Annotated in this window: 1 protein-coding gene; it reads right to left on the reverse strand. The window is 55.2% G+C overall.

What is annotated here, in order from left to right; all coding sequences use genetic code 11:
- Window positions 1–29 precede the first annotated feature (29 nt).
- The coding region (locus F1003_RS18605; RefSeq protein ID WP_162307005.1) for a YggT family protein at window positions 30–279 on the reverse strand (250 nt) is incomplete at its 5' end.

Consider the following 279-nt stretch of genomic DNA (forward strand, 5'->3'; position numbering starts at 1 on the left):
CAGCCCGTCGTCACAGGATGTGACAGCACTCATGCCCAGTTCCAGATATAGGCTAACGGTACGATGGTGTTAGCCAGAAACTCCATCACGCCCATATTGATGACATACATTAGCAGCACCAGAATCATCGGCGAGAAATCGAGACCGCCCATTGATGGCAGCAGGCGGCGAATCGGGCGCAGCAGCGGTTCGGTAAGCTGCAGCAGCACATATTCCACCGGGCTACGGCCCTGGCTGACCCAGCTCATGATTGCCATTAACAACAGCACCCAGAAGATC

Source organism: Winogradskyella ouciana (genome assembly GCF_009709615.1).
Lineage (GTDB): Bacteria > Bacteroidota > Bacteroidia > Flavobacteriales > Flavobacteriaceae > Winogradskyella > Winogradskyella ouciana.